21 protein-coding genes and 1 pseudogene are annotated in these 23,656 nt (G+C 45.0%); 8 read left to right on the forward strand and 14 right to left on the reverse strand.

Annotation, left to right across the window (positions count from 1 at the left end):
- Window positions 1–167: 167 nt before the first annotated feature.
- Genes MHB54_RS04020 through garR form a run of 3 tightly spaced genes read right to left on the reverse strand, consistent with a single transcriptional unit; the run spans window position 168 to window position 3,960 of the window.
- On the reverse strand, window positions 168–1,526 hold the full coding sequence (locus tag MHB54_RS04020; RefSeq protein WP_023987950.1) for a GntP family permease: 1,359 nt from the start codon (window positions 1,524–1,526) through the stop codon (window positions 168–170).
- 53 nt (window positions 1,527–1,579) lie between these two features.
- Window positions 1,580–3,025, reverse strand: a complete 1,446-nt coding sequence (locus tag MHB54_RS04025) for a four-carbon acid sugar kinase family protein (protein WP_068940208.1) — start codon at window positions 3,023–3,025, stop codon at window positions 1,580–1,582.
- Window positions 3,026–3,066: 41 nt separating this feature from the next.
- Complete coding sequence (garR, locus tag MHB54_RS04030; protein WP_071558949.1) at window positions 3,067–3,960, reverse strand: 2-hydroxy-3-oxopropionate reductase; 894 nt, start codon at window positions 3,958–3,960, stop codon at window positions 3,067–3,069.
- A gap of 241 nt (window positions 3,961–4,201) precedes the next feature.
- Here garR and MHB54_RS04035 point away from each other — a divergent pair, with 241 nt between their 5' ends.
- Window positions 4,202–4,822: a GntR family transcriptional regulator gene (locus tag MHB54_RS04035; RefSeq protein ID WP_071558950.1), complete on the forward strand. Its 621-nt coding sequence runs from the start codon at window positions 4,202–4,204 to the stop codon at window positions 4,820–4,822.
- Between the two features lie 88 nt (window positions 4,823–4,910).
- On the opposite strand, the gene MHB54_RS04040 is transcribed toward MHB54_RS04035, so the two are convergent.
- Both MHB54_RS04040 and MHB54_RS04045 read right to left on the reverse strand, forming a co-directional pair.
- On the reverse strand, window positions 4,911–5,246 hold the full coding sequence (locus MHB54_RS04040; RefSeq protein ID WP_028542876.1) for a carboxymuconolactone decarboxylase family protein: 336 nt from the start codon (window positions 5,244–5,246) through the stop codon (window positions 4,911–4,913).
- The gene (locus tag MHB54_RS04045) at window positions 5,243–5,629 is read right to left on the reverse strand and encodes a tautomerase family protein (RefSeq protein ID WP_264453947.1); all 387 of its coding nucleotides are present in this window, start codon (window positions 5,627–5,629) and stop codon (window positions 5,243–5,245) included. The genes MHB54_RS04040 and MHB54_RS04045 overlap by 4 nt, the downstream gene beginning before the upstream one ends.
- Window positions 5,630–5,740: 111 nt before the next feature.
- Between MHB54_RS04045 and MHB54_RS04050 the strand changes: the two genes are divergently transcribed.
- Window positions 5,741–6,616 (forward strand): LysR family transcriptional regulator, encoded by an 876-nt coding sequence (locus MHB54_RS04050; RefSeq protein ID WP_264453948.1) that lies wholly within the window; start codon window positions 5,741–5,743, stop codon window positions 6,614–6,616.
- A 163-nt stretch (window positions 6,617–6,779) separates the two neighbouring features.
- Here MHB54_RS04050 and MHB54_RS04055 read toward each other — a convergent pair whose 3' ends face one another.
- From MHB54_RS04055 to MHB54_RS04070, 4 genes and pseudogenes are all read right to left on the reverse strand, one after another.
- Complete coding sequence (locus MHB54_RS04055; RefSeq protein ID WP_160789363.1) at window positions 6,780–8,708, reverse strand: PTS fructose transporter subunit IIABC; 1,929 nt, start codon at window positions 8,706–8,708, stop codon at window positions 6,780–6,782.
- Between the two features lie 67 nt (window positions 8,709–8,775).
- Complete coding sequence (gene pfkB, locus MHB54_RS04060; protein ID WP_023987942.1) at window positions 8,776–9,687, reverse strand: 1-phosphofructokinase; 912 nt, start codon at window positions 9,685–9,687, stop codon at window positions 8,776–8,778.
- Window positions 9,688–9,689: 2 nt separating this feature from the next.
- The gene (locus MHB54_RS04065) at window positions 9,690–10,436 is read right to left on the reverse strand and encodes a DeoR/GlpR family DNA-binding transcription regulator (RefSeq protein WP_023987941.1); all 747 of its coding nucleotides are present in this window, start codon (window positions 10,434–10,436) and stop codon (window positions 9,690–9,692) included.
- 350 nt (window positions 10,437–10,786) lie between these two features.
- Window positions 10,787–11,318, reverse strand: a pseudogene (locus tag MHB54_RS04070) (O-methyltransferase).
- Between the two features lie 59 nt (window positions 11,319–11,377).
- Between MHB54_RS04070 and MHB54_RS28675 the strand changes: the two are divergent.
- Entirely contained in the window at window positions 11,378–11,509 is a 132-nt protein-coding gene (locus MHB54_RS28675) for a helix-turn-helix domain-containing protein (protein WP_413630618.1), read from the forward strand.
- 399 nt (window positions 11,510–11,908) lie between these two features.
- On the opposite strand, the gene MHB54_RS04080 is transcribed toward MHB54_RS28675, so the two are convergent.
- Entirely contained in the window at window positions 11,909–12,991 is a 1,083-nt protein-coding gene (locus tag MHB54_RS04080; protein ID WP_264453949.1) for an ankyrin repeat domain-containing protein, read from the reverse strand.
- 205 nt (window positions 12,992–13,196) lie between these two features.
- Between MHB54_RS04080 and MHB54_RS04085 the strand changes: the two genes are divergently transcribed.
- From MHB54_RS04085 to MHB54_RS04095, 3 genes are all read left to right on the forward strand, one after another.
- Window positions 13,197–13,871, forward strand: coding sequence for a Crp/Fnr family transcriptional regulator (locus MHB54_RS04085; RefSeq protein WP_023987939.1), 675 nt, complete (start codon window positions 13,197–13,199; stop codon window positions 13,869–13,871).
- Between the two features lie 76 nt (window positions 13,872–13,947).
- Window positions 13,948–14,760 carry a DNA alkylation repair protein gene (locus tag MHB54_RS04090; RefSeq protein WP_264453950.1) on the forward strand — a complete coding sequence of 271 codons (813 nt, stop codon included), beginning with the start codon at window positions 13,948–13,950 and terminating at the stop codon, window positions 14,758–14,760.
- A gap of 91 nt (window positions 14,761–14,851) precedes the next feature.
- Window positions 14,852–15,262 (forward strand): DUF4183 domain-containing protein, encoded by a 411-nt coding sequence (locus MHB54_RS04095; RefSeq protein ID WP_076157079.1) that lies wholly within the window; start codon window positions 14,852–14,854, stop codon window positions 15,260–15,262.
- A 93-nt stretch (window positions 15,263–15,355) separates the two neighbouring features.
- Here the strand turns inward: MHB54_RS04095 and MHB54_RS04100 are convergent, their stop codons facing one another.
- The 3 genes from MHB54_RS04100 to lpdA form a co-directional block, all read right to left on the reverse strand.
- On the reverse strand, window positions 15,356–17,050 hold the full coding sequence (locus MHB54_RS04100; protein WP_264453951.1) for a methyl-accepting chemotaxis protein: 1,695 nt from the start codon (window positions 17,048–17,050) through the stop codon (window positions 15,356–15,358).
- 346 nt (window positions 17,051–17,396) lie between these two features.
- Window positions 17,397–19,379, reverse strand: coding sequence for an AraC family transcriptional regulator (locus MHB54_RS04105; RefSeq protein WP_076294934.1), 1,983 nt, complete (start codon window positions 19,377–19,379; stop codon window positions 17,397–17,399).
- 121 nt (window positions 19,380–19,500) lie between these two features.
- A complete protein-coding gene (lpdA, locus tag MHB54_RS04110) occupies window positions 19,501–20,886 on the reverse strand; it encodes a dihydrolipoyl dehydrogenase (RefSeq protein WP_053325104.1) in 1,386 nt (461 codons plus the stop codon).
- Between the two features lie 196 nt (window positions 20,887–21,082).
- On the opposite strand from lpdA, the gene MHB54_RS04115 reads away from it, so the two are divergent.
- Window positions 21,083–21,649 carry a TetR/AcrR family transcriptional regulator gene (locus MHB54_RS04115; RefSeq protein WP_023987933.1) on the forward strand — a complete coding sequence of 189 codons (567 nt, stop codon included), beginning with the start codon at window positions 21,083–21,085 and terminating at the stop codon, window positions 21,647–21,649.
- A gap of 143 nt (window positions 21,650–21,792) precedes the next feature.
- Here MHB54_RS04115 and MHB54_RS04120 read toward each other — a convergent pair whose 3' ends face one another.
- Window positions 21,793–22,671, reverse strand: a complete 879-nt coding sequence (locus tag MHB54_RS04120; protein WP_025719701.1) for a radical SAM/SPASM domain-containing protein — start codon at window positions 22,669–22,671, stop codon at window positions 21,793–21,795.
- Between the two features lie 229 nt (window positions 22,672–22,900).
- On the opposite strand from MHB54_RS04120, the gene MHB54_RS04125 reads away from it, so the two are divergent.
- A complete protein-coding gene (locus MHB54_RS04125; protein WP_340981396.1) occupies window positions 22,901–23,656 on the forward strand; it encodes a helix-turn-helix domain-containing protein in 756 nt (251 codons plus the stop codon).

Below are 23,656 nucleotides of genomic sequence, written 5' to 3' on the forward strand. Positions count from 1 at the left end.
ATAACGACTAAATCAATTAGTCATTATTTGGGTATCGCCTGCTAACCAGTAACAATCCCGAAGGGCACTTAACCCTTCATTCAATTACTCTTACTATACCGCTTTCAAAGCAGAATAACAATACAATCATGCTGAAAAGTCTTCTGGGAAGATCGTTTATGAACAAATCAGATAAAAATACTGAGTATCATCACGATACCAAAAGCACTGAACCCGAGAATGGTTTCCATGACTGTCCACGTTTTCAGCGTTTGAGGTACGGACAGGTTCATGTATTCTTTAACAATCCAGAAGCCGGAGTCATTCACGTGGGACAAAATGATCGAGCCTGCTCCGGTAGCCAACACCAGTAGCTCCGGGCTCACCCCCGGCATCGTGACTGCAATCGGAGCGACAATACCTGCCGCCGTCGTCATGGCTACCGTGGCGGAACCAACGGCGGCCCGGATAAGACCTGCAATCACAAAGGCCAATACAAGCGGAGACAAATGTGCATGCTGGGCAAAACCTGCAATCGCATCTCCTACACCGCTGGCAGTCAGAATCTTGTTGAAACCACCGCCTGCACCGATCAGCAGGATGATAGAAGCAACCGGACCCAGGCAATCGTTCGTAAACTTCAATAGCTGCTTGCTATCGAAGTTGCGTGCATAACCAAAAGAGTAAAGCGAGAACAGCAAAGCAATCAGCAACGCAATAATCGGACTGCCGATGAAATCAATGACCTGTCTGAAGACGTTGGCTTCTGGCAAAATCAGATCGACAATCGTCGCCAGCAACATCAAAATAACGGGCAGCATAATGGTGAAGAGTGTAATACCAAAGCCTGGCAATTCTCTTTCTTTCGTTTCTGTAAATTGCTCCATCAATTCACTCGAAGTCTCCACCTTGATACGCTTGGAAATCCAGCTTCCGTAGATCGGACCCGCAATCGCTGCGGACGGCAATGCTACGATAAGCGCAAGGAAGATCGTTTTACCAATATTCGCGTTAAAAATACCTACTGCCAGCATCGCTGCCGGATGCGGAGGGATAAGACTATGCACAACCGCCAATCCAGCTACAAGAGAAATCCCGATTTTAATGAGCGAAGTTCCGGTATGCTTGGCAATAACGAATACGAGCGGGAACAACAGTACGATACCTACCTGAATGAATACCGGGATACCACAAATGACAGCGACCACCATCATGGCCCAATGGACATTTTTCTCACCGAACACCCGCACCATGGTCTTGGCAATCTGCTCCGCACCACCAGACTCAGCCATCAGCTTACCCAGCATCGTACCCAGACCAAGAACAATGGCGATAAAACCGAGCACACTGGCCACACCTTCTTGATAAGCTGTCACAATACTTTTCAGCGGCATACCTGCAATTAGACCCATGAACACAGCACCGACGATGAGCGCGACAAATGGGTTCATTTTGACTTTAGCGATCAGCAGAATCAGTCCAATAATAGAAATAAGTGCATATAATAACAAACTTGCATCATGACTGAGTCCGAATACGGAATACATGTTATAACCCCCTCATTAAGTAAGCGCTCTCTAAGTTTGTTGAAAAACAGGGGTTAACCCTGCTCGTTTTCAATTTTCTCTACGGTTTCCAGCAATGTTCGTTCTCCGCCCACATTACCAGGGAACACAATATACGGAATGCCGCTGAATTTGGCTTCGTTTCCGGTCAGCCACACAGGGATGCCTGCCGCAACCTGGCCGAGTACACGTGCTTTTCGGATAGCAAGACCTTTGGTTGCCACATCACTGGAAGTAATGCCGCCTTTGGCGATGATAAACTTAGGCACCGTCTCAAGCGACTGTACGATTTCGACCAGTGCACCGGATACCGTTTGACTAATTTTGAAATTATCAGCTTTATTATCTACCGCAATGAGTTTTCGGCTACTGTATACCACCACATTGTTGCCCGCAGCCAGTTGTGTATTGGCTTCTGCGATAACACGGCTTAATTCCTGTGTGTAGCCCTCAGAATCCAACACCCGTTCCACATCAATTTCAAGACCCACAATTTCCGGGTACGTAAGTAACTGCTCCAGCTGTTTTGTTGTTTTTTGAACATAGGAACCGACGACTACAATACCACCGTGACCTTCCTGTCCACTTGCAATCAGTCGTTCCTTTGGCAAATATTCCTGGTCAGATATCCCGGCATACGATTTCACAAAAGAAGCAGCTGTGCGGAAAATAAACATTTTCCCTTGCTCTTCTGCTTTCAGTAGCCCCAGTGATACTACATCCATATCCGCATACGAAAGCACGTTGACGATGATTGGTACGTTATCCTTCGCTTGTAGCAATACTTCTTGCACAGCGTCTGGTCCCTTGCGAATCTGTTCCAGTGAAATGACAAGACATTCCGAGGCATGAATACGGCCTTCTGTCTTTTCTTCCACCCATGCCGCCAAATCACCGTTTTCATAGCCAAATACCTTATCCTTAGCAAACTCCGACTCATGTACGGGAATTAGCGTATCGTCCTCCACCATATAGTGGGTGTTGCCTCCAGTTACTCGCCCAGCTTCGAAAAAGGCTGGAATGATCAGATGACCGTCGTAGCTCCGTCCACTTTGACGCGATCCTTCTTCTGCCAGTACGTCCGTTTCCAGCGGGTAATACCCACGCAACATGGAATCACTACGGCTGACAAAGGTAAATGATTTGCCCTTTTCGGTGGCGACAGCCTGTACGTTGCGAGCAATCTCGCGGTTAATCCGTTCTGCGGTTTGCGCATCAAGTCCGCGTGTATTGGTCAGGATATAAAATAGCGTTTCCGGTGAGTCGAATGCTTCACGAAGCAATGCTTCATCCCACTGCGTCAAAACATCAATATCATGAACGGTTTGTACCCCGGTCGGATCATCGTCTAATACGATAATTTTCCGTCCTCTGGCGTCATTAATCCGGCGAATTTCCTGACGCAATCCTTTGCTGTCCCATTCAGGAGGCAATTCTGCTTGAAGAGCTAACAACGAAGTATATCCTGCATTTACATTCATGTGATCTCCACCTTATTCAAATTCTTGATTAGCATGCTCTACTACTCTGCTTTTACCTGTACGCCTGCGAGTTTTTCAAAATATTGCACGATTCCGCCGTGATCATCCGCCGCTTTACCATCCACTTTGAGTGCGTGGAATATTTCCAGCAGTTGGCTACTAAGTGGCAACGGTACACCGATGTCATGCGCGGTTTCCATAACGTTCGTGATGTCCTTGAGGTTAATATCAATCCGACCCCCAGCTACAAAATTCCGTTGCAAGATCAGAGGAACTTTAGCATCCAGTACCGCACTGCCTGCCAATCCACCGCGAATCGCTTGCACCATTTTTTCAATATTAATTCCCGCCTTGGCTGCAAATACAAGCGCTTCGGACATGGCCGCGATATTCAGGTTCACCATGATCTGGTTAGCCAGCTTTGCCGTTGTGCCGCAGCCATTATCACCAACCAAGGTGACATCCTGACCCAGCACATGCAGAACATCCAAGACATGCTCAAACACTGATTCTTTGCCACCAACCATAATCGCCAATGTCCCATCAATTGCTTTCGGTTCGCCACCACTGACAGGGGCATCCAGCATGTGCAGACCAGCCTCAACGGCTTTCACCGACAGCTCTTTGGAGACGACTGGAGAAATCGAGCTCATATCTACGATAACGCTTCCAATACTAGCCCCTTTTAAAATCCCGTTCTCGCCCAAAATGACTTCTTTCACATGATTGGAATTCGGCAACATCGTAAAAATGATTTCACTGCGCTCTGCAACTTCCTTCGGGGATGCCGCTGCATGTGCGCCTGACGCAACCAAAGCAGTGACGGTTTCCTGATTAATATCAAATACGGTCAGCTCATAATCCGCTTTCAAAAGATTTAACGACATCGGACGACCCATAATACCTAATCCAATAAATCCAATTTTCTTTGTCATGTAAATTCCCTCCATAGCTTTTCGAATTCGATTTCCTATTCAGGATTTTTAGATAAATCCATTTGTAAACGCTTTTTATCACATGTAAGCGCTATTAATTCGTCTTTATATTTGCGATTGTACACAATAAATTCATTTTTGTATACAAAAATTTAAAATTTGTATCAATTTTATCGATTATATAGGATAGACATTGTTTAACCTCCATCTTTTCGCTAAAGTAGACGTAGAGGTGAATGACATGCAGTACAGCAGCAATAACTCTCGAACGGCGCACCAGCAATCTTATGAAACACTGCGTGATATGATACTGAACGGAACCATCCCTCAAGGAACCAAGTTGGTTGAGGAAAAGCTTGCCACGCAGCTCGGTGTAAGCCGCACGCCTATCCGTGAATCCATCCGCAAATTGGAGCAGGAAGGGCTTATCGTCAATAAACGTGTAGTCAAGCTATCTGAAACCGACCTGCGCAATACCTTTGAGCTACGGATGCTGCTTGAAGGACATGCGGCGCGCAGCGCGGCTGCCTACTTGTCCGAGACAGAGCTACTGGCTTTGGAGCAATGTGTGGACATCGGGCGTTCCGGCTCGCTGGATGAGGTGATGCAAGCGAACAAAGAGTTTCATGAGATCATTATGAAGGCCAGTAATAATTCGATGATGATTGATTTGTTTGATCGGATGCAATCCGTTATTTATTTATTCCGTCATACGGTCGTCTACTATCATCGTCCCTTTCTGATTGATGAGCACCAGCATATTTGTGAGGCTATCCGCGCACATGACGGCGATACAGCAGAACGGCTGATGAAGGAGCATCTTCAGGCTGATCTGGACTTTTGCCTGCATCTGATCAGATAGTCCTTCGCTTCTCCATTTGTATGCCATGCCAAAAAAACCGCCAAACACTCGGAATCCCTTGTGCTTAGCGGTTTTTTTAGGTTCATGTTTAACTCTCTTTCTCTTTACAAAATACCTCTTTGGCAACCTGAATAGCTGAGGCTGCCCGGGGCCATCCTACATAAAAGGCAAGCTGTGTAATGACCTCAACCAGTTCTTCCTCCGAAATCCCGTTCTCCTTGGCCAGTTTCAGATGATAAGGGAGTTGATTTACATGCTCACCCGCTACCAATGCGGAGACGGTGATGAGACTCCGTTCTCTGAGAGATAGCTCACTTCTTCTCCATACATCTCCAAAAAGAACATCCTCTGTATAACCTACAAAAGCGGGAGCAAAATCACCGATCGTTACCCGAACACTCGATCTGATCAATTTATGCTTCATACAATCATCTGGGCAAGTCCGTTGCCAAAGGACCAATCCTCTAATTCAGTCTCTATCAGTGTCACAAATACATCCTCCGGTCTAATCTTACATTCAATAGATAAGAGTTCCGCTAACTTTTGGTAGAAACTCTTTTTTTGTTCCGTAGTTCTACCCGTTCCCATTGTAATTTGAATATACAGCAGCTTATCTGTTCTGGGTACATTCAAATAATCGGGACTATAATAAAACTCGCTTTGCTTATGAGCATGAAAAACCTGAAAGTAATCTTTTTCCGGAACCAGAAAATGTTCAATCAAAGCGTTCATGATACAACGACTAATCCAAGGCAACTCTTGCTCTGTGTATTGCTGCTCCATGTAGCCAACTCGTACAAATGGCATGTTCAACTCTCCTATCCGTTGGGATAATATAATTGTACTCCCCTTACTTTCATCTGTATAATTGAAAATAATCATAAATATATTCAATTTCACCGATGGAGATGAGCATGCGTGGATCTGAAAGAATTAACTACATTTCGTACCATAATCGAAGAAGGAACGTTTTCAAAAGCTGCTGCCAAATTAAACTACGCTCAGTCTACAGTCACGAGCCAAATCCAGAGATTAGAGAAAGAGCTGGGATTTCAGCTTTTTAAAAGGGGTTGGGATGCGGAGTTAACGTCCCCAGGCAAACTATATGCCGAGGAGATAGACGGGCTTATTCAGCATTGGAATTTTGTAATGGACCAGGCGAAGTCTCTGAAAAAGGAGGAGATTGGCACGCTTCATATCGGTGTGATTGAAACGGTGGCGGCTACCGTACTGCCCTTGGTTCTGCAGCAGTTTCGAGAGCATAAACCGAAAATTACGTGCCATTTTACAGTTGGAAACACGGATGCACTCGCACATGCTTTGGTGGACGGTAAGCTGGATTTTGCAATCTCCGGGGAACCTCACTCGATTCCTTCCTTACACTTTGAACCCATATATCACGAACACATCGCCTTTATTGTGTCCCGTAATCACCCTTTTACGTTAAAAAGTGAGCTTCATCTCGAAGATCTGTACGAGTACCCGCTTATCGTCGGAGGTAAGAATTGCTTGTACCATATACGACTGGAAAAAGAACTTTCCCGCTTCCCGTCGATGCCGTTTTTTTATACTGTCAGTCAAATTTCGTCGATCCCCACATTTGTAAAAACGATCCCTTCAGTTGGAGTGGTTCTATCATCAATGCCTATGCAGGAGGAACTGGTCACCGTCCCCCTCCAGTTAACAGACCCGAATATTCCTATTGGACTCCTACAAAACAACCATCACCAGCAGTATATGTTTTCGGCCCGAAAGCTGTTTATACAGCTGGTTAAGGAGCTTTGTAGGCTATAGCTCCAATGCAATAACTACTAATAAGCTATATAGGCAAAGCCGACACCTTTGCATAAAGAAAAAGCCGCCAAACACTCAGAAACCTGGTGTTTAGCGGCTTTACTATTTTGAAGGCCTAAGGAAATGTGACCCTCTTTTTATTTTTTCACTCCTGTGATACCCGTTATTTCGCTTCGAGCGGTTTTTTCCACAATCCCAGAATGAGCGCGGAAATCACGGAACCAATCGCCACTGCAAGCAAGAACAACAAAGCATGATTGGCAAGAGCTGCTACAAAAATTCCGCCATGTGGAGCTGGAAGATTGATTTGCCAGAACTGCGTCAGACCACCAGCAATCGCTGAACCTACAATACAAGAGGTCAGGACACGCAGAGGATCAGCAGCTGCGAATGGAATGGCTCCTTCCGTAATGAAGGACAATCCAAGTACATAGTTCGTCAAGCCAGACTTGCGCTCTTGCTCAGTAAACTTATTTTTGAAGAACGTCGAAGCTAATGCGATCGCCAACGGAGGTACCATACCACCCGCCATAACAGCCGCCATCATAGCTCCGTTCGTGTTACCACTGGAAGTAAAGACACCGATCGAAAATGCGTAAGCTGCTTTGTTAAAAGGTCCACCCATGTCGATCGACATCATTCCGCCCAGAATCAGGCCCAAAATAACCGCATTACCTGTTCCCAAATTGTTCAGAACATTGACAAGCCACGTATTAATACCACCGAAAATCGGATCGAACAGGTAGAACATAATCGCGCCTGAAATTAGGAGTCCAAATACAGGGTATAACAAGATTGGTTTTAAACCATCCAGCGCTTTCGGCAGACCTGCAAAAGCTTTACGCAGGAAGATCACCACATAACCAGCCATGAAACCAGCTGCCAGACCGCCAAGGAAGCCTGCATTAGAGTTTACAGCCATCAGACCCCCAACCATACCTGGCATCAGTGCCGGGCGGTCTCCAATGCTCATCGCGATAAATCCGGCCAGTATCGGAATCAGGAAGTGGAACGCACCTGTTCCACCGCCAATTGTCTGCAACAGTTGGAACAATACATTGTCTTCTCCTGCCACTTGTTCAATCAAGAAGGAAATTGCTAACAAAATCCCCCCGCCTACAACGAATGGCAGCATATGAGAAATACCGTTCATTAAATCCTTGTAGATTTTGCTGCCCACGCTGCTCTTCTCCGCTTTCGACTCATCAGCGCTGCCTTTACCTTCACTACGATAAATTGGGGCATCGCCGTTCAGCGCTTTGCGGATCAGTTCCTCAGATTTACGGATACCGTCGCTTACTGGTCTTTGCAATACAGGTTTACCGTCAAATCTGGCCATTTCAACCTTCTTGTCAGCTGCGACGATTACACCTTTGGCACGGCGAATTTCATCCGCTGTCAGTACGTTTTGTGCGCCTTCCGAGCCGTTCGTCTCTACACGGATATTTACACCCATTTCTTTCGCTTTCTTAATGAGAGCATCTTCTGCCATAAACGTGTGTGCAATGCCTGTAGGACAAGCGGTCACTGCAACCACAAACTCGTCAGAACTCGGATTGCCAACGATAACGTCTGGTGTTTGCTGCGCTTTGGCAGCCTCTTTCTTAGCCTCTTTTGCTTTCTTGGCAGCTTCTTCTTCCGCCTGCTTGGTATCAAACAGCATAGCTACTTCATCCGGTGTTTGCGTTTTCATAAGGCTCCCGATAAAATCGGTATCAATCAACAGTCGGGAAAGGGCAGCCAATGTGCGAAGATGCGTATTTGCTGCTCCCTCCGGAGCCGCAATCATAAAGAACACTTTTGCCGGCTCACCATCCAACGATTCGAATTCTACGCCTTTACTGCTTTTGGCGAAAACGACAGTCGCTTCATTCACGGCTTTGGTCTTGGCATGCGGCATCGCAATGCCGCCGCCGATTCCAGTGCTGGACTCTGCTTCACGTTTGTAAATCATTTCTTTAAACAAGGCACGGTCATTAATACGTCCACTTGCTTCGAGACGAGCGATGAGCTCCTCAATCGCCTCGTCTTTTGTCGTCGCCTGCAGGTCCATGATCATCGTTTCTTTAATCATCAGGTCTGTTATTCTCATTTTTCACACTCTCCTAAGTTCGATCAGCGTGTCGAGACACGCATAATAAGCTCATGATGCAGCTGGATTACCGTTTTGAAATCGTGACTTGCGGCCGTAATTGTTCAATCTTCTCTCTAGTAGCCAGATCATCGGAGAACGCAGTTGCGCTTCCGGATGCCACTCCTGCACGGAATGCTTCGATCGGATCGCCATGAAGAGCCAGCGTACCCACGAATCCAGCAATCATTGAATCACCTGCGCCTACAGAATTTTTCACCGTTCCTGCTGGTACATTTGCGTGATACACTTCATCTGCCGTAATGAACAAAGCCCCTTCTCCTGCCATGGAAATCAGTACATTTTTTGCACCTGCTTCCAGCAGCTTACGACCGTAAGTGACGATCTCCTCCTTTGAATGAATAGTTACGCCAAACAACTCAGCCAGCTCATGGTGATTCGGCTTGATGAGCAGCGGTTTATGAACCAGTGCCTTCATCAGCGCCTCACCTGTGGTGTCGATGACGAATTCAGCTCCAGTTTGCTGGCATACGCTAATCAGCCGATCATAGAAGTCTCCTCCAAGTGACGGCGGGATACTTCCCGACAAGACGACAATGTCATTTTTCTGGAGTCCCGCCAGCTTTTGCACCAACGCATCGGCCTCTTGCTCACGAATCGCAGGTCCCAAACCGTTAATTTCCGTTTCATCGCCATGCTTGAGCTTAATGTTAATCCGTGTGTCATCTTCGATAATTACAAAATCAGTTTTAATGGATTCTTCCCGCAATGTATCGTCGATAAACCTGCCTGTGAATCCTCCGAGAAAACCAATCGCCGTGCTATCTGCTCCCAACTGGTTCAGTACACGTGATACATTAATTCCCTTACCACCGGGCAGTTTTAAATCACGTTTCATCCGGTTCAAATCACCAAGCTTCAAATCATCAACTTCCACGATATAATCAATGGAAGGGTTCAGCGTTACTGTATATATCATTGTTATCCCTCGATTATCTTAGTTTTCTGAGCGATGGATCGGCGTGACCGTTCTGGCATCGATTCGGTAATAAGTATAGCTTCCTTGAGCTCGAACAGTTTGGCGAAGGTTACTTCTCCAATTTTACTGGAATCGGCTAACACATACGTTTTGCCAGACAACTGGTGGGCACGCCGCTTGATCAGCGCCTCTTCGGGATCAGGAGTTGTATACCCCATTTCCATATCCACCCCGTTCGTTCCTAGAAAGCACTTGTCGAATCGAAAATTGTCCAAATTTTGTAGGGCAATACTCCCGATTACGGCTTTGGTATGAATTTTCATCATCCCTCCCAGTAGATAGCTTCTGATTCTTTTGCTTACCAGTGCTTCTACGTGGGATAGTCCATTCGTCACGACCGTCACGTCTTTAGCTTCAATGTAAGGAATCATCGCCATCGTTGTTGTTCCCGCATCCAGATAAATACATTCGCCATCCAAAATTTCTTTGGCTGCTATACGGGCCACTGCATTTTTTTCTTGAACGTTTTTGAATGTTTTTTCTTCCATGCCAGGTTCCTGACTTTTCTGATTCAGCAAGGTTGCCCCGCCATGAATCCGCTTGAGCAACTGACGGCCCTCAAGATCTATCAAATCACGCCGAATCGTTGACTCAGAAGCTCCCAACAGATCAGCCAATTCTTGCAACTTTACAACACCACATTCTTGTAAGCGCTGTATTATTAACTTGTATCTTTCTTCCGTCAGCATCATCATTCCCCCAACTGTTCATATCGTACCACAAACTTGACAAAAAACAATCATTTTTCTTCAAAAAGATTCAAAAAAATTCATTTCTAATTCATTTTTTTACAAAATGGTGAATTCCTGCTCCAATCATTATGATTGCGTTTACATTTTAAAGAAAATCCATCTACTTTTATGTAAATTCATTCTTCTTACATAGGAATTCAGCAGTAAACGTTCAAAAACGTTCTAAGGCTTCCATCAGTACTATTTTACCATTATGCGCACAATTCGTCCCCACCTTCTCTACTCAGAAAAAAGCTAAACACGAGGACTGATCCCCTTTGTGTTTAGCCAATCGAGACGCTTAGCGTTCAGCCCTTAACGATTCCAATGACGAAACCGTCATACCCCTTGCTCCCCACGGTTTGGATAGCTGTAGCTGTAATTCTTGATTCTTCAGCCAGCATATCATAAAACTTTCTTACTCCCTGCACCCGAGGGTCTGTGCTCAACTTCCTCCTCTTTCATCTGTGCTAACTGCTCCAAAGCTTCTCCCTCCCGAAGTTCCACCATTCCATCCAACTGAGTCAGCGATATATTCGACCGAGCAATTTTAGCATGGATCGGGTTGGCTTCCAGCGTAACTATTTTTCCATCCTTCGGCAACGCCCTTCCCAACCAGATTGTACTGTAGCCTCCCAAAGTACCGATCTCCAGCACGCGTCGCGCTCCCTGCATTTGAGCAAGGATATTTAATAGCTTTCCCTGATTGGGCGATACATCATGCGGAGGTAGTCCCGCCTTTTGGTTAGTAGCCAATACTTGTTCCAAGACAGCATCATGCGGAATGAGACTCTCCGAGATATACTGGTCTACTTGATCCCACGTGTTCGTTTGATTCATTCGCTCCACTCTCCTTTGGATTAACTTACAATTTGATTGTAAATGAATTATTAGGGAGTGTGACACGTGCCTCTGAACTTATAAATATTAGCCAACCTGCGGTTACCGCCCAGATTAAAAAATTTGAAAAAGAAATATCTCTCTCACTGCTCATGCCGCTAGGAAGGGATTGCCTTAACGGATGCTGGTGAAAAACTTGCTGTACTCGCCAAACGGCTCTTTGTCGTCGAACAGCAAATCGAACAATTATCTCAAGATTATCGTGATGGAGCCCATGGTCATATCCGGCTAGCAGCTACTTATTTACCGGCTCATTTTCTCATTCCGGCCTGGATTGCAAAATTCAAACAAGAATATGAATATGTAGAACGTGGCGAGCTGTGCCGGGTATATGTAGAAGACATCCAGTTTCTCAATTCAATCGCCATCTGTACCCGCAAGAACGAACCCCTATCTACCGCTACCCTAAATCTCATTCAGCTCATACGTAACCATTCCTGATGAGCATTAGGCATCTGTGTACACTAGCGCTGTATTTTAAAATAACAAGAGCCATGACTGCGTGCATACCGCATTCATGGCTCACCTCGTTATGATAAATATTCCCCCTCAATAATCTTCTCCAGATAATCTTCCGGCTGTGCAAGAAACTCGGCAAAGCTGCACACATCCGCATATTCCTGATGCTCCTCGTCATAATAACCCAGGCACTTCTGCCTCGGATTCCACACCAATATAATATCCGAGTAATTATCTACTTTTAGAGACAGACGCAACAGCTTTTGCCGACCTACCTTCATCTCAACCGTATCTATGAATGAGAAGAAATCAACAAATTGAATATCAAGATCATTTTCTGGCAGGTCCACACGGAGCTGATCCCCCATCAGAAAGGCAACAATCTCCTTTGGAAGCTTGTAGCTTTTCAAAGCATGTCGTTTATTTTCCAGATTATGAAATGCTGGAGGCTCTACAGACTTTAAATACTCACCCATTTCTACGTTTTTATTACTTAGTGCAATTGTATATGCCCGTTCTCCATCTTTTTCTGCCAGCGTCACATCAGCGCCTTGCTGAACCAAATACTTCACCATCGCAAAATCATTGTTGCGTGCCGCCACTGTCAAAGGCGTGGCTTTATAAGGATATACCATATTAGGGGCATTGAAATTAATATCTACGCCATGTTCCACTAGTAATGCTACTGTTTTCAGGTCATGCTTACTAACTGCGTTGCGGAGTGTTGCTCCAGCATGCTGCTTCATATCGAGGCCCAGCTCATGGATAAGCAGCATATTGCTTTTGTTACCGTAGTAGGCTTGCTCATAGGCACCGGATTTGACATGATTTTTCCCGTCCAGCTTCGCGCCATGGGCGACCACATAACGGACAATCTCTTCGGTACCATAGCGAACAGCCGTCAGGAATGCGGGATTATCCTTCACATTAAGTTGAACCCCCTCATCGACCAGTAGCTTCAAGACTTCCATTTGCTCAGTGATGAGTGTAATATCCAATGGACTTAATGTCGTATATTTACTGAGTACGATCCCTTGTTCTATATCCCAGCCTTCGGTCAGAGCTTGGCGTAAAGCGGATATATTGCCTTGAACGATATGCATCGCTAGCTCAGGAAGGACCTCGAAATTGCCTACATCTTTTAATTTAATCATCGTTATTACCTCACTCTTTATGTATCTACTATCAAACATGCATATCTATTTTATACCAACCTCCCCTTTACATAAATCCGACAGATTCCCCAAAATTCATTATTCACTCTAGCGCAAACAAGTGAGTAATAGAGGTCAAAATACCTCAGAGAAGCTATAATTGTATTATGATTCTGTATACCCTGTGCAACGAAAAGGAGAACATATGAATAGCATTCAATACCTGTCCCAATTTAATTTGCTTCATAGTCTCTCATTAGAAGATTTAATTGAAATGGACCAAATGACCTCCATTACGACTATAGCGAAAAAAACCTTTATACAAACCCCAGAAACCTTTTCCGAGGGACTTTATTTTGTGAAAAAGGGAAAAGTACGTCTGTATAAGCTAAACGCTGACGGAAAGCAATTTACTTTGGATATCCTCAGCGAAGGAAATGTATTTGGTGAAATGGATATGATTTCACTGGGGACAAGGGATATGTATATAGAAACGATAGAAGAATGCGATATCTGCCGGATGGACAAAGACCGATTCGAGCATTTTTTAATAGAACATCCCCGGTTCATGATGAACATGATCAAGGTGTTAAGTGACCGAATCTCAGGAATGAGCAGTCTGGCCCAGCATTTAGCTTTGGGAAATTTACAGGATAAAATTTTGTATGTTCTTCTGAAATTGTCCGATCAGTTCGCCCTCCAAAGCCGTGAAGAGTATTGCAAAATCAATTTTCCTCTCTCCCATCAGGAAATTGCGAATCTGGTCGGGGCCACCCGTGAGGCTGTAACAACTGCTCTTCAGGAGCTTGTCAAAGAAAAGGTCATTAAAACCGGCTTTAAGACGATTTACATCCATCGCGAAAAGCTAATGAAGTTGTAAACTACATTACATCTATACTCCTACCCAAAAAAGTATCGTATACCTATCAGACAATTTACGATATGGAGTGAATGAAATGTTACACCGAAAAGGGGCCCGCAAAGGGTCAGATATTCCTAATGATGTGCTTCAGCTGCTACAGCAGGGGCGGCTTGAGACGGTGAATCTCACCGAATGGCTGGCTGTCGATCATGTTGTACTATTGCAAAATACTCTTGATGAATTTGGCTTGCAGCGATCATCCGATGTCTTCATGACCGAATTGAATCAGCTGAAGGAAAAGAAGATCATGAAAATGATACCCGCAATCGCGCGAGCGTGGCTTCATGTGTTTGAGCAACAAGCGATAGAAGAACGTATTCGCATCTTTGATGCGATGGCCTCCCATCTTTCAGACAGTATTCGCTGCTGGGCTGCCTACATCATCGGGATTGATCCCTGTTTAAGTGTAAAGGAAAAATTGGCTGGCATTCGCCCCTTTGCAGCCGATTCCCATTTCGGAGTACGTGAAATAGCCTGGATGGCCGTGAGAGAATCCATATCCTTGCAACTGCTTGAAGGGCTTGCCCTGTTAGACAGTTGGGTGCGAGATGAGGATGCTAACATACGTCGTTTTGCCATTGAATTAACCCGACCGCAAGGCGTTTGGGCCAGGCACATCCCTGAACTAAAAGAACATCCCGAGCTGGCTCTTCCTCTCTTGGAGGCTGTTCAGTCCGATCCGGCCAAATATGTCCAGGACTCCGTTGGTAATTGGTTGAATGACGCCAGCAAAACCAACCCAGAATGGGTTTTTCAAGTTTGTAATGCATGGCTGATGATTTCGGATACCAAAGAAACGAAGCGAATAGTAACCCGGGCCCAAAGAAGCTTGAACAAAGAGAAATAATTGGAAGACTCCTCCCCCCATCCAATCCATATCTAGAATATTCACATAAACTATAATATTTATCTGGAATATTAGGAATGGAGGAATTCCTATGTCTATTATTCGAATCTATCTGGAAGCAGACAGTATCGTATCTGGAAACATTGCTATTACAACAAGTATCAATGTCACTCCAGTGGTTAATCGTTACACAGCTATTGTCGTGCTTGGTAATATATTAGGTGGAGTGACCACTATCCCGGCACAAAATTTCACGAATGATAGTGGTACTTCAGTCGCGGCAAACAGTCTTGTTGTTCCGACCATTAGCGGATACTATAATGTATTTGTAAATGGGACGTTGCAGCGAGGCGGCTTAACAACGCTTTCTGCTACAAATCTAATTATAAATACAGGCCTGATTGTTGGTGCAACAGTAGTCGTTGAGGTTGTTAATTTCAACTCTAGTGCTTCCTCAACCTCTGTCAACAATGTCACAGTAACAACTACCATAAGCGACTGAGAGAAAGCCTTCGTAAAATTACTATAAAAAAACCGCCAAACACAGGGTTTCCCCTCGTCTTTAGCGGTTTATTTCTCTTTGAACCTCGAATATTTAAATCTTGAAGTTCTCCACAAGCACCTGAAGCTTCTCGGCCAGTGATGAGAGGAGCGCTGCGGAGGATTCCACTTCTTGCATGGCAGCAAGCTGTTGCTCCGAAGAGACGGACAGGGACTCTGCCCCTTTAACCGTATGGTTAGAGACCATTACGGTATTCTGAATGGCTTCAACGAGCTCTTCAGAGATCAGCGCCAGATCCCGAACTGTGGCTGATATTTGCTCGCTTTGGGAAGACATGTCGGAGATGGAGACTTCAATCTCGGAGAAGGAGCGCCCGGCTGATATGATCAACTCCTTGCCCTGCATCATTTCGTTCGTGGAACGCTTCATAGTTTCTCCTGCCTTGTCCATTTGGGCGATAATCAGACTGATCAGTTCGCTGATTTGTGTGGCAGAATTGGCAGAACGTTCGGCCAATTTGCGGACAGAGCCAGCGACAACGGCAAAGCCCTGACCTTCTTCTCCGGCGCGCGCAGCTTCTATCGCTGCATTCAAAGACAGCAAGTTGGTCTCCTCGGCGATGCTGGCAATGGTGCCGACAATGTTCTCAATCTCCTTGGAGTGGCTGCCAAGCGTATGAATAATGCTTGAGAGATCGCCGATGCTTTCGCTGACAACTCCCATTTGGGAGGTGGTGGAATCCATTGATTCCCGGCCAAGGCGTGCTTTCTGGACATTATCCGCGGCCTTGTTCATTGCGATGTCCGCATTGCCAGCAATATCGCTGATGAAGCGGGACATATCCTGAATAGCTTTATAGCTTCCTTCCAGGTTTTGCAGTTGGGTATGCGCCCCATCTGCCAACTCAATCGTAACATTCACGCTATGCTCTCCAGCACGGTTCGTTGCCTGTGCGCTGGCAGACAGCTCTTGAGAGGAAGAAGCGACCAGCATAGAGGTGTCATTGACCTGAGTAATCAGGTTGCGCAGGTTCATTGTCATATCGTTGAAGTCGCGGGCCAGCGTCCCGATTTCATCCTTGTTTTTGAAGAGAAGCGGTTCATGGGTAAGGTCGCCCTTGGTAATGGTGTTCACAGAGGCTGACAGCTTGGTAAGCGGACTTACCATATGGCGAATCAACAGGTAAACAACAAGGATAGCCACGATGAAAATGGAGCCGCCAATAATAAAGGGCTGAACAATAATATCCAACGTCCGTTCCTGAATTAACGAGCCGTCAAAATTGATGGCCATCAGTGCAACAATGGGCTTGGTGGGATCATGGTCCTGATAAATGGGGCCGTATCCAGTTTTGAGCGAGGTTCCTTCATATGTATAAACCTTGGAATATGCTGAATGTTTCATGGTAGTTATCATTTCTTTGTCTTCGTCTGTAAAGTAGAAAGAATCGCCAGCTTGATAGCCTCTTTGCTTAAAGTTGGCATCGGCGGCCAAAATTTTTCCATCTAAAGAGATAATAAAAGCCTCCTTAAAAATAGGCTTATGGGCTACAATCCAGCCGATCCGGTCTTCAATGGCAGCAAGTTTGCTGTTATCTCCACTGACCAGAGCCGATATATCCGCAGGATCTATAAGGCCAGTCGTAATATTGGCGCAACCCACCAGCTCGATTCCAGCAGCTTCATCCACTTGATGGTAAGCGGTACGATATCCGAAGTATCCAATGGAGGAGCCTACGAGAAGCAATATGATGAGCATCATCCAAGTTAATTTTGTTGCCAGCTTCATTATTTGAACCACCAATCCTGACTCTAATAAATTTTTGTGACAATCCGTTTTCACTGCTACGATTATAGCCTATCAACACTTACTATAATATGGCATTCCAGTGTCGGAAGATGTCGTTTTTTGTGAGAATAGTCACTGTTTTTTGTAAACGAGGATGTTGCAGCGAACGGCAGTCATTAATGGCGTGGTGACGACTACAATAAGCGACTGAGGTGAGTGCCTCTGTTGAATTACGACAAAAAAACTGCTAAACACAGAGGTTTACCCTCGTTTTAGCAGTTTTTTTGTCTATGAATCAAGTGTTTCATCGGTAACGTATTTTCGATTTTTATAGCTGTATTCAGCTTTATTTCTTGTGGGCTAATAAGAGATTAACTATGGTATCCAATTGAAGCTCCAATGAATAAGGATCTTCCATCACAAACTCATCCCCTTTATCGCTAAATGAACCGTACATATAAACCTGTCCTTTTTTTACAGCCGGAAGGCCTTTCCATAGCTCACTATGCAGAATCTGATTAGCCCCTTCATCTTCTGAACCGTATACAAAGATGTGATCTCCCATATACTCGGGTAAAACTTCAAGCGAAATATTTTCAAATCCTTCTTTCATGTTCAATGCCTTTTTGGTAGGTGGCAGCTTTAGCATCTGATAAATGGTCGGACTTCCGTAATTGCCGCCTTTTGCTGCCAAAACATATATCGATTTATTGGCGACTTGTACAATTGAAACCGTCTCTCCGTCTTTAACGATACCTTGAATTTTCGTTCTGGCCTCTGCAGCTTTCTTCTCATATTCAGTAATCCACTGCTCGGCTTCTTTCTGCTTGCCAAAGATTTCGCTAATTCTGCGGAATTTATCCAGCGGTCCCGCTGTAGATTCGCCTTCCCAATACGGCAGGAACACAGTCGTTCCTACCTTTTGGTAGCTGTCGATGTTCTTTTCGATTGAACCGATAATTAAATCCGGTTGCAGAACGGTCAGTTCCTCCAAATCCATAGGAAATTCACCGAGATCCTTGATTCCGGCCAATTTCTCTTTGGGATATCCCGATTGATCAATCCAAGCCTCATTCAGCATAAAGCTTCTGACCCCCACCGGAATAATCCCCAGCTTCAAAAGATGACCCATATACTGATCCGATGCCACTCGTTTCGGGTTTGCAGGTACTTCCACATCGCCTTTTAATGTCTTAACCGTTCTTGTCTGTGCTTGCACTGCCGCTTGTCCATCGCTGTTGGATGATGTCGCTGTATGATTAGCCTTCGTTTGCGAGCTTCCATTTGTATTCGTCGGAGCCGAGCAAGCTCCCAGCATCAATGATAAACACAGCATAATCATCATGGCCGTTATTTTGACTCTTCCGTGCATAAACAAATCTCCTTCCGCGTTATACCGATATTGATAATCAATATCAGTATAACGTGCGAAAGATGTCCGCTGAAGGGCATATTTAAGCATCGTTTGGGGCATATCCTGATCTTGCTTCTGAGCATGATGCTCCCGTTCCTTTTTGAATCGTACGGGAGATAGTCCCTTATATTTCTTGAAGCTGCGACTTAAAGAATGGGCATCTGGATATCCCACACGCTCTGCGATCTCCTGCAAAGTGGCGTCTGTCTGCATTAGCAGTTCTGCCGCTCGATCTGCTCTTACTTGGCCCAAGTAATGAATCGGACTGGTATGCATTTTATTTTTGAACAACCTGGATAAATGTCCAATACTGCATTCTAGCTCCTCTGCAATGGACTCAAGTGCCATAGGCCGACTAAAATGCTCACGAATATAGGCTACAGCCTGCGATACCAGGTCGGGCTTAAGAGGCTCAATGCCCTGCCGATACAACTGCTGCATCAACTCATATACAAATTGTTGAAATAAGGCTTTGACATGCAGTTTGCCAAGTCCGGAAGCTTCACGCCATTCTTGCTCCAACAGCTTCACTTTATCGTACAGGGGCAGTGGGTAATGAGGTGCGAAAGCATACTGGTTCTGAAAAGGATTTTCCTTTTCCAGCAATTGTGCAATCTCTTTGCGGCTAGGCAGGGCCAACGTTGCCTTGTACAAAATGATGTAATATTCAAGCACCTCTTCCGCCAGGATACTCAGGCACATTCCTTTTCCGCCATGCAGTACATGGAAACGCTCTACCCTGTGAATACTGTTATCCAACCGTACCCGTGCGTTTCCACGAACGGTATACAAGAACGCACTGGCAGGAAGTAAGTAGGTTCGTAGCTCCTCCCCTTCTTCGATCTTCTTATGACGAACATCCATCACCTGTATAAAAACATGATTCCACAGCAAAATGTGATCATTCAACTTCATTGCTTTTGTTCAGCCCCCGATCCAAACCATCCACGTACCTGCTCAAACTCATATTCAAACTATAATATATTATAGTTGATAATTATTCTCACAGGCAATGAAGTGATTTCATACGGAGCCTCTACTTTGGACGGTCCATTTTTCTGACCGCATTCTCCGCAGCCTCCATGATTACTTCTCCCAATGTAGGATGGGGATGAATGGTTAGAGCTAAGTCTTCTACGGTTGCTCCCATCTCGATAGCCAGAGCAAGCTCGGAAATGAGTGTTGAAGCTTCGACGCCGACGATTTGCGCCCCCAGTACGATCCCCGACCCCTGCTTTGCTACGATTTTGATGTACCCCTCTGCTGCCCTTAGCGCCAATGCTCTGCCGTTAATTGCAAAGGAAGCTCTGCCAATGACAATCGGTAAGGCTTTTTCCTTTGCTTCTGTTTCACTTAGGCCAACACTAGCCAGCTCTGGTTCAGAAAAGACAACCAGCGGCATGGCTTTATAATCCACTTTAGCAGCTTGACCTGCAATCGCTTCTGCCGCAATCTTCGCTTCATAGGAAGCCTTATGGGCAAGGGCTGGACCCTCCGTAATATCTCCAATGGCAAAAATATGCGGAATAGCCGTTCTACACTGCTCGTCTGTCTCGATCAACCCCCTGCTCGTCAGTGGCAAGCCAATGTGCTCCAATCCTAATCTGCCATCCGTATTCGGTTTTCTGCCTACAGTAACTAATACAAACTCAGCGGTGACATGATGCTGCTCTTGATCTTTTGAATAATGCAGCGTAATAGTATCCGTATTATGCACGACTTTTTCGGCTATCGCCCCAGTTACGATGCTTGCACCATCTGTTTTCAATTGCTTAACAACAGGGGCCACAAGGTCCGTCTCAAATCCCGGCAGCACCCGTTCCCCTCCCTCCAGAATCATTACCTTTGTTCCAAATTTGGCATACATTTGTCCAAGCTCAACGCCAATATATCCACCACCTATCACGATCAGGCTGGACGGAACCGCTGGAAGCGAAAGCGCCTCTGTAGAGGACAAAATACGTCCGCCAAACGGAAATGCTTTCAGCTCGATTGGACGGGAGCCGGTTGCCAATATGGCATACTTAAAGGATATCGTTTGTTCCGCTCCATTTTGATTGATGATGGCTGTATGCCCATCAACCAAACTTGCCTCCCCTTCCAGAATGCTCACACCTGCCGTTTTCATTAAAAAGCCAACTCCGCCTGCCTGCTTATTCACAATCCCCTGTTTGAAAGCCTGAGCATTCACGAATGACATCGCTGCATCTGCCTGATTTACCTGCCTGAGTATCTCATAGCGATGTGCTTCGGCAATCAAAGCTTTGGATGGAATGCAGCCCACATTCGTGCACACTCCACCTAGCTGACTGCGTTCAACAATCGCCGTTTTCATTCCAAGCTGAGAAGAACGCAATGCTGCCACATAACCTCCTGGCCCTGATCCAATGACCAGTGTTTCTACAGATTCAAGCTTGCTCATAACTAATACCTCCTGTTAAAATGGCATGATTTAAAATATGATGATTATAATATATTATAGTCATCATATTTTAAAAGCGTCAATAGTCTTGATCAGCCTTTCTGAAGTTGTCGTTATAGGAAGACAAATTGACACGTTTTATTATGATGATTATAATATTTTGAAGTTAGCATTATAAACCCGTGGAGTGATTACAATGCCTTATCCAAAAGGCCATAAGATGAAAGTGCGGAGTAAGATCGTTGAAAGTGCTGCCCAAGCTTTCCGTGCCAACGGTATTCAAGATGTAAGTGTGCCCTTTATTATGAAAGGGGCAGGATTAACTCACGGCGGGTTTTATTCACACTTTGATAACAAAGAACAGCTAGTCGCCGAAGCCTGTCGCTATGCCGTCAGTGATACCCTCGCACTGCTTCAGGAGGCCGTTGACCAAGAAAAGCAAGATCCTAAAATTAATGTTGTCATCGATTACTATTTAAGCACCCATCACCGTGATCGAACAGAAATAGGCTGTATTATTCCTGCCCTTTCCGTAGAAATAGCCCGTTCTTCCGAAGAAATCCGGCAGATATTCACGCAGGAGTTGGAAAGAATGATTACGTTTATCTCCAATTTGGGGGGAATGGATCAGTCCAAGGGCAGTGCATTGTTCAGTAGTATGGTTGGTTCTCTTGTGCTTGCACGTTCTGTTAATGATCCTAAACTGAGTGACAGCCTTCTCTCGGCAGGCAAACAGTATGCCAAAGCGCTGGTTAATAGTTGAATGTAAGTATGTTTTACGTATGCAAAAAATCCGCTAAACACCAAGAAATCCTTGATGTTTAGCGGATTTTTCCTAAGAATCTAAACTCAAAACGGAGGTAACGATTTGTCAGAGATTCGAAGTCTCCACCTGCCAAATCTCCGTTATGTTCCAAATCGTTTGCGGTACCCGCATTTTCGGCATAACTCTTCTACCGCTTCTCTCTTAGAGAACCCGAAGTACAGACGGTTTGCACGCTCCCCTTCCACAATGTCGGAAAAAGATTGCTCATGCACGTTACCTAAATTAATGACACCTTCTCCATCCAGACAGCAAGGGACCACCGTTCCATCCACCAATACCGCCGCTTGGCTACGGAGTGCATGGCAAAAGCCTTTTCCGTCATCTTCGGGGGCACTGAGGCTCGGCCATTCAAATTCATGGTCTTGATTCAAATAAACGTTTGGTGCGATTTTGACCCCACTGCCTGGTATCACCTTTTCCTCAATCCGATAGTCCAGTCCAAATTCTTGCTCCAGTCGTTCAAGTGTTTCCCGGTTGCGCTGACGCTGCACATTAGTCAAATTATCTTCAGTCAAGTTCCAGAGACGGAACGAAATAATGACATTGTGTTTCACCGCTTCTCTTACAAACGTGAAAATATTACCCAAATATCCTTCTCGATCCACGGAGCCTTCATGCCCGTCAAAACTGTGGAGAGAGAAGTTCATCTGACGCAGCGCTGGTTGCCCAAGCAGCTTATGTCCGGTCTTCGGCAGCAAGGTACCATTGGTGGTTATATTGACCTTCAAGCCTTTCTCATGAGCACTTTCCAGCAAAAGATCAATTTTCGGATGGAGCAACGGCTCTCCTTTTACATGCAAATAGATGTAATCCGTATGTGGTTTGACCTGATCAAGCACATTTCGAAAGACTTCCGGATCAATAAATTTTTTGACACGCTGTGTTTGAGGACAAAAACTGCATGCGAGATTGCAAATGCTCGTTATCTCAATGTATACCTTTTTAAAAGTTTTCAACATGATTTCCCCATTCTAACCTTCATCCGGAGCATCTTGTTTATGCTCACTAATCTTATGATTATAACGGGTTATCACCGACAGGTAAACTCTCCAGTCTCCCCCTTGGTGTGGGCATCAAATGCTCGACACATACGCCTATCCAAGATTTGATTTGATATTTTCTATTGACCCTAGGTCTGACCTAAGGTTTATAGTGGAGTTATTCAACTATCAGTAAGGAGTCCTGTCATTGAAAGAACACATTACGATCAGCCAGCTTGCTCAGCTCATGAATGTATCTGTACATCAACTGCGATATTTTGAAGAAAAGGGAGTCCTGTATCCATCACATACAGAAGAAAATCAATATCGAATGTACGGGCTTCATGAGATTTATCAGCTTTCGCATATTTTATTATTACGCAAATTAAATGTCCCTGTCGGTCAGATTCAAGAATGTATGGCTTCCTATGCTGCCGATGACTATAACCAGCTTTTAGAGCATTCGTTGCAGAAGGTACAGGCCGAAATAGCTAACTTGAAGATGCATGAACAGTTTATTCACAAAGTGTTAGAAGAACATAATAATCGGACCCAGCAGGACGATGAGTATCAGGTCAAACGATTAGCTCCCCGTCATTTAAAGCTATGGTTTGCATTGGAGAATGGTCAAGAGCTCACTGCCGGTAACCTATTTGAACACCGCCCTGCCCCACCTCGATTATTTGAAAATGACCTGCATTACTTGTCTGATGCTGGACAGGCGAAGCTATGTTATGAAACGGCGGATGTGGCTGACTATATTCTGGAAGAGGGCAACTATCTTTATAAGCATCTTTCCGTCATTGAAGAACCAGAGATTGATTATGAAATTAAACAAATGGAACGATATGTAGCTCATCACCAATATAACTGCCAAAGCAAGATTGTTCTAGTAGAAAAATCTTATCTTTCGATGTTCGACAACAACAAGCTGCAATACGAAATTCAGGTTAAAGTAGAATAA

Source organism: Paenibacillus sp. FSL M7-0802 (assembly GCF_038004945.1).
GTDB classification, from domain to species: domain Bacteria; phylum Bacillota; class Bacilli; order Paenibacillales; family Paenibacillaceae; genus Paenibacillus; species Paenibacillus polymyxa_B.